Raw genomic sequence first — 724 nt, forward strand, 5'->3', positions numbered from 1 at the left:
GTCGCCAAGGTGCGGATCCGCTTCACGATCGTCGGCGACACCGACACCGTCTTCACCGGCGGCGAGAGCGTGGCGACCGTCACCACCGACGCGTCCGGCGTCGCGGTGGCGCCCGCACTGGTGGCGGGGGAGCGGACCGGCGCGTTCGCCGTCCAGGCGGCCGTCGTCGAGCTTCGGCAGGGTCAGCAGCCCGTCCGCGTCCGTCGTGAGGCCGGTCAGGGTGCGGACCGCCTTGCCGTCGGCGTCCTTGAAGTAGGGGCCCTTGTCGTTCACGGCGGGGTCGTCGGCGGACGTCACGAGGGTGGCGGTGGCGGCGACCTTCCCGGCGGCCGCGCCGCGGTAGGTGGCCCTGACCGCGACCGGCTCGGCGAACTCGCCGCCCGCGGCGTCGGCGGCGCGTTCGGTGACCGTCGCCTTGTACGGGACGCCCTTGACCGAGCGGCCGACGACGGCCGCCTGGACGGCGAACGCGCCGGTCCGCTCCCCCGCCACCAGTGCGGGCGCCACCGCGACGCCGGACGCGTCGGTGGTGACGGTCGCCANNGGATCCGCACCTTGGCGACCGCCTTGCCGGCCTCGGTCTCCGCGCGGGCGGAGACGCGTTCGGCGAAGGTGTGGCCCGCCATGGCGGTGAGGGTGCCGGTGCCGGCGTTCTCGAGGTGGTGCACCGTGTCGGTGGGCGTCGGCGGGGTGCTCGGCGCGGGCGGGGTGGCCGGCGTGCCGG

General features: G+C 76.5%; 1 pseudogene. It reads right to left on the reverse strand.

Annotated features, from left to right (window positions below):
• Positions 1-168: 168 nt before the first annotated feature.
• Positions 169-724: pseudogene (locus CCN29_RS34095) on the reverse strand (lytic transglycosylase); the annotation flags it as partial.

Source organism: Streptomyces pseudogriseolus (genome assembly GCA_002154585.1).
GTDB classification, from domain to species: domain Bacteria; phylum Actinomycetota; class Actinomycetes; order Streptomycetales; family Streptomycetaceae; genus Streptomyces; species Streptomyces pseudogriseolus.